Origin of the sequence: Falsiroseomonas selenitidurans (assembly GCF_012103215.1) — a bacterium.
GTDB lineage: Bacteria > Pseudomonadota > Alphaproteobacteria > Acetobacterales > Acetobacteraceae > Falsiroseomonas > Falsiroseomonas selenitidurans.
Genome location: NZ_JAAVNE010000105.1, coordinates 1 through 5813 on the forward strand (window position 1 = coordinate 1; position 5813 = coordinate 5813).

General features: G+C 74.1%; 4 protein-coding genes. All 4 read right to left on the reverse strand.

Translation table 11 applies throughout. The features are described from left to right. The coding region (tssM, locus tag HEQ75_RS27380; RefSeq protein ID WP_168035292.1) for a type VI secretion system membrane subunit TssM at positions 1-2465 on the reverse strand (2465 nt) is incomplete at its 3' end. Between the two features lies 1 nt (position 2466). After that, on the reverse strand, positions 2467-3843 hold the full coding sequence (gene tssL / locus HEQ75_RS27385; protein WP_168035293.1) for a type VI secretion system protein TssL, long form: 1377 nt from the start codon (positions 3841-3843) through the stop codon (positions 2467-2469). Further along, entirely contained in the window at positions 3840-5180 is a 1341-nt protein-coding gene (gene tssK, locus HEQ75_RS27390; RefSeq protein WP_168035294.1) for a type VI secretion system baseplate subunit TssK, read from the reverse strand. Before tssK ends, tssL begins: the two co-directional genes overlap by 4 nt. A gap of 28 nt (positions 5181-5208) precedes the next feature. Next, a partial coding sequence (gene tagH, locus HEQ75_RS27395; RefSeq protein WP_168035295.1) for a type VI secretion system-associated FHA domain protein TagH occupies positions 5209-5813 on the reverse strand: 605 nt, incomplete at its 5' end.

Here is a 5813-nt window from a genome sequence, read left to right on the forward strand (position 1 = left end):
CGCCGGGCGCCGGCGGGGCTGGCAGCGCCGCCGGCGGCGGCGGCACCGGTCGCGCCGCCCGGGGGGTCCGGCGGCGTGCCGGGGGAAAGCTGGCGGGCGGCGCCGCGCAGTACGTCGCGCATCGGCGAATTCGGCGCGCCGAGCAGGTTCAGCGCCTCCGCCGCCTGGGGCAGGCTGCGGAAGGGCGGCAGGACGATATCGGCAAGCGCCGTCTGCCAGGCGCGGGCGTAGTCCTCCGCATAGAGGCGCAGCACGGCGGCTTCCAGCTGGCGCGGGTCGCCGGCCAGCGCGGTCGCCGCCTCCGCCCCCAGCACCCAGCTTTCGGAGGCCGCTTCGACGATGGCGGCGGGCAGGCGCGGCAGCAGGGCCTTGTGCAGCCCGTCGATGGTGAACAGGCCGGGCACCGCGACCTCCGCCAGCGGGCGGCCGGAGGCTGTGGCGAACCAGCGCTGACCGGCGATGCCCATCGCTTCGCCCGGCTTCCAGGGCGGCACCTGGGCGGCGGCGGTGCGCAGGCGGCTGTAGATGCGTTCTGCCATCGGCAGGCGGGAGAAGATGCGCCGCGCCGTGTCCACCAGCGCGCCATCCAGCGGGTAGCGGCTGAAATCGACGGCCAGCAGCGCCTCCAGGTGCTGCGCCAGCGCGTCCCGCGAAGGCGTGCCGACGGCGCCCGGGAAGGCCTGCTGCCAGTCCAGCGCCATCCATTCCTGCACCAGCGCCCGGTCCATCGGACCGGCGCGGCCGAGCATCAGGTAGATGCGCGTCGCCTCGTAAAGGTAGTCCGGCCGCATGATGCCGGCGCGGATCTGGGTTTCCAGCCGGGCCAGCAGGCGCGGCAGCAGCACGCGGTCCAGCGCATGCTCGTAGGCCAGGCCGCCGGCCTCCGCCAGCTTCGGCCCCTGGCTCAGGCCGAGCCCGGCACCATCGGCCTCGGCGGCGGGCGGCAGCGCGCGCACGGCGTTCAGGTAGGGGATCACGCGGGCAAGGTCGTCATCCGCCGCGATGCGGTCCAGCGGCAGGCCCTGGCCAGCCTGCTCGGCCGTGGCCAGCGCCGCCTCCAGCCTGGCCCGCCGCGCCTGTTCGGCGTTGATCGCCGCAAAGCCCCAGGCGCCGCCGCCCAGCAGCAGCAGCACCGCCGCGGCCCAGGCGCCAGCCTGCACCAGCCGGGCGCGCTTCGCCTGGCCGCGGTCCCGCGCCGCCAGCCGCGCCTCGTTGAACACCACCTCCCGCAGCAGCCGGCCGAGGAAGTAGCTGCGGCCCTTCTGCCCCATGATGGCGGCCGGGCGCCGCGGATCCAGCCCGAAGGCGCGGGAGAGCGCGCCGGTCAGCCGGTCGATCGGCGTGCCCTCCTGGGTGCCGGAGGTGAAATAGACGCCGCGCAGGAAGGGCGCGGGTTCCAGGCTGGAGCCGCCGAAGGCGGCGTGGGCGAAGGCCAGCAGCGGCGCCTCCAGCGAGGCGAACTGCGCCGGGAAGCCGCCGATGCGGGCGCGCTGTTCCGGCCCGCGTTCCGCCTGCAGGCGTTCCAGCAGCCGGTCCTGCAGGCGCCGGGTCAGCGCCGCGAATTCCTCCCCCAGCCTGGCCACCGGGCCTTCGGGGCCGGACGCCTCGGGGAAGGTCACGCCCCAGACCTGGGCGCGGCCATCCTTGTCCAGATCGTCGAAGAATTCGGAGAAGCCAACGATGAGGTCGGCCTTGCTGACCAGCAGGTAGACCGGCAGGCGCTGGCCGAGCTTCTGTTCAAGGTCCCGCACCCGGCGGCGCACCGCCTGGGCGTGCTGTTCGCGCTGCGCGGCGTCGAGCCGGCTGATCATGTCCGCGCCGAAGGCAACGATGACGCCGTTCAAGGGCTGCTTCGGTCGTTGCCGCTTCAGCAATTCAAGAAAATTTTCCCAGCCGGCGCTGTCCGCCTGCGCGTCCGAATCCTGGGTGGTGTAGCGGCCGGCGGTGTCGATCAGCACCGCCTGCTCGGCGATCCACCAGTCGCAGTTGCGCGTGCCGCCCACCCCGGCGACGCGGCCGGCAGACAGGGGAAAATCCAGGCCGGAATTCTGGATGGCGGTGGTCTTGCCGGCCCCCGGCGGGCCGATGATGACGTACCAGGGGCGCTCATACAGGTAGCCGCCCTTGCCGCCGCCCGCGGTCTTCAGCGCCGCCAGCGCCGCCGCCAGCCGTTGCGCGATGGCGGCTTCCTCGGCGCTGAGCGCCTCCGCCTGGGCGCGGCCCTTGGCGGCGGCGTCCTCCTGCGCGGTGACGCCGGCGATCAGCCCGGCCTCCTGCTTCCGGCGGCGGGCGACCACCAGCAGCATCACCGCCAGCCAGGCCAGCACCGGCAGGGCGGCCAGCAGGGCCAGCAGCCACGGCGCCTCAATCCCCAGCAGCGCCGGGGCGAACAGCCAGATCACCGGCACCAGCAGCAGGGCGCCGAACAGCCCGCCAAGGGCGGGGATGGTGAGGAAGGCCTTCATCTCAGCGCACCCCGCCGCGGAACAGCACCAGCTCGATCCGGCGATTTTCTTCCCGCCCCTGCGTCGTCGCGTTGCTCGCCAGCGGTTCGGTGTCGGCGCGGCCGACGGCGGTGAAGCGGGCCGGGTTCTCGCTGGCCGCGGCAATCACCCGCATCGCCGCTTCCGCCCGCGCCAGGGACAAATGGTGGTTGGAGGGGAAGCGGACGGTGCGGATAGGCTGGCTGTCGGAATGGCCGTACAGCACCACCCGGCCGCGTTCCTCGGCCAGCGCCTCCGCGATCCGGCGCAGCAGCGGCAGGAAATCCGGCTCCACCGTCGCGCTGCCGGAGCCGAACATGCCGCTGCCCTTGATGCGGATGGTCAGGCGCTGCGCGTCGCCATCCACCACCACGCGGTTCTGGCGGATCTCCGGCGCCAGGAAGGTCCGCACCCGGTCCACCAGATCCGGCCGCGCGGCGGCGGGTGGCGGCGGCGGCGGCGCGGGCGGCACCGGGGGGGCGCTGCGGTCGATGGCCGGCATGGCGCCGGGCGGCAGGCCGGCCAGGCGCGCCTGCAGATTGTCCCCGGCGGCGTTCACGCTGTCCGACACGACGATGTAGCCGAAGGCGAGCAGCGCCACGGCGACGGCACCGGCCACCCAGGCCGGCACGGCGCGGCCGGGGCCGCGATGCGGCGCCTCCACGCCCTGCCAGTGCGGCGACAGCGCCCGTTCCCAATTGCCGCGCAGCTGCACCAGGGTGGCGTAGACACCCTCCCGGATCCGATCCAGCTCCGCATGGCCGCGCGGCGCCAGGCGGTAGCGGCCCTGGAAGCCGAGGGCCAGGCAGAGATAGGCGATCTCCAGCGCCGGCAGGTAGCGGCCGGGGTCCTTCTGCATGCCGGTGAGCAGGTCGAAGAAGCGTTCGCCGCTGCGCACCTCCTGGTGGAAGGAGGAGACGAGGGAGCGCGTGGCCCAGCCGCTGGCCGCCCCCCAGGGGGTGGCCAGCGCCACATCGTCCAGCGCGGCGCAGAGCGCGTAATGCGCGGCGCGCAGCTGGTCCGGGGTGATGCCGGGCAGCGCCTTGCCCTCGGCCTCGAAGGCCGCCAGCGCCCGCATCGCGCGTTCGCGCAACTCCTCCGGCTGCGCCACCTGCGCCGCCTGCGGCCCGGCGCCGAGGCGGGCCAGCAGGTCCAGCAGCGGCGCCGCGGCGGCCGCCAGGGGCGAGAGCCCGACCTTGGGCAGCGCCTCCGCCTCCCCGGCCAGGCGCGGCGCCGCGGGCATGGGGGAAGTGGCCTGGGGCGGGGCGGCGGCGCGGGGCGGCGGCGGCGGCGCGCCGGCCGCACCGCGCACCACGGTGCGGTCGCTGTCGTCGGGTTCGGAGAAGGGGTTGTCGCTCATGCCCGGATTGCCCACAGCTCCATGCGCAGATTCGGGAATTCGCCGGAGACATGGATGGCGAAGCCGCCCGAGGTCTGCATCTGCTGCCAGTGCGGGCTACCTCGATCGAGTTCGAAATAGGTGGCGCCGGCGTTGAAGGGAATCTGCCGCGGGGCGACGGGCAGCGGGCGGATGGCGACGCCCGGCAGTGCCACGTTCACCAGCTCGCGGATGTGTTCCACGGCGCCGATCTTCACCTGGTTGGGGAAGATCCGCCGGATCTGCTCGCCCGGCACATCGGCCGCGACGGTGAGGACGAACTGGCTGGCGCGCAGCAGGTTGCGGTCGGCGATGGCGCCGACGCGGACGCCGAAATTGCGGTCCTGCAAGGGGATGGCGACGGCATTCGTCTCCAGCACCGCGGAGAGCGACCGCCGGAGGTCGGCGACGACAGGCGCAAAACTGCGCTGCAGGTCGTCGTGGCGATAGGCCGGGTAGGCGGTGGCGCGCTTGTTCGGCGCGGTGAAGGTGGCCAATTCGCCTGCCAGCTGCACCAGGGCGGCGAACAGCGTCTCCGGGTGCAGGTTGCCGGCATCGGCCCAATGCGCGATCAGCGGCTGCCAGCGGTTCACCGTCTGCAACAGGAGAAAATCCGCCACATCGGCCACGCCGCGGGCGCCGGGCTGGCCGAGGCGGGCGGCCAGGGCCTCGCCGCGCTGACCCAGCATGCCGACCAGTTCCGAGACGAGGTTGTTCAGCACCAGGGCGGCGGAGACGCGCAGGCAGGGCGGGATGAAGCGGTCATCCAGCAGCACCCGGCGGTCCGACTGCACCTCCACCACCCGGGCGAGCCCGAGGCAGGCATAGCCGGCGCGCTCCTCCGTCTCCAGCATGTAGCGCATGCGCAGCCGGCCGATGGCGAGTTCGGCGGCCAGCGTGCTGTCGCTGTGCGTGTCGAAGGCTTCGAAGCTGCGCAGCGTGTGGCGGGCGCGGGCGGCCTCCGGCCCGGCATCGGGGTTGGCGACCTCCGGGCTGCCGGGCTGGCGCAGCGGCAGGGCCAGGTAGACCACGGCGTTGCGCGTGCCCTCCGGCAGGTCCAGCGGCAGCGGCGCCTCGGCGCTGCCGGGGATGGCGAAGGGGGTGCCGTCCTCCATCACGCCCATGGCGCCGGACAGCGCGAAGCGCCCGGCGGCCAGCAGATCGCGGTCCAGCGCCAGCTCCGTCACGCCCCAGGGATGCGGGCGCAGCGGCGCGGTCCGGGCCTGGAGCAGATGCTCGAAGTGCCGGTCCTGCTGCTGGAAGTGCTGGGCGCGGAGGAACATGCCCTCCTGCCAGACCACCTTGTCGTGCCAGACCATGTGCTGCGGCGATCTCCCTGGCGGTTTTTCAGTGTGGCCGGCGGCCGGTGGCCTGTTCATACGCCCTGGCGAAGGCTTTGCCGAAGGCGCTGTCGAAATCATCGTCGAATTGTTCCGCCAGCAGCGCGTGGCGGCGGCGATAGGCTTCCCACAGCCGCTTCTCGCGCGCGCCGGGCAGCAGGCCGCCGCCCGGGTCCTCGGCCTCCACCGCCGCGGGGGAAAGCCGTTCCAGAAGGGCGCGGGCGGCGGCCTGGGTGGCGGCCAGCGTGGCCACCTGATGCGCCGTCAGATCCTCCACCGTCTCCCGCACCGCCGGCAGGGCGGGGTTGCGCGGGTCGAGCAGCGCGGCCAGGGCCTGGTCATCCGTCGCGGCGAATTTCAGCGGGTTGTTGTTGGCGGCGCGCAGCATGGTCTGTTCGATGCGGAATTCCCGCTTCACATCGGCCCGGGCGATCAGCAGGGCCCGCAGCCCGGCGACGGCGGCGCGCAGCACGGCCCCGGCGGCGCGCAGCGCGGCCTCCGGGTCCTGCTGGGCGAGTTGCGGCGGCAGGCCGGCGCCCTCCAGCAGCAGGGCCAGGGCGGCCGGGGCGGCAGGCATCGCTGGCGAGGGGGCCGGCGCCGGGGCGGGCGATG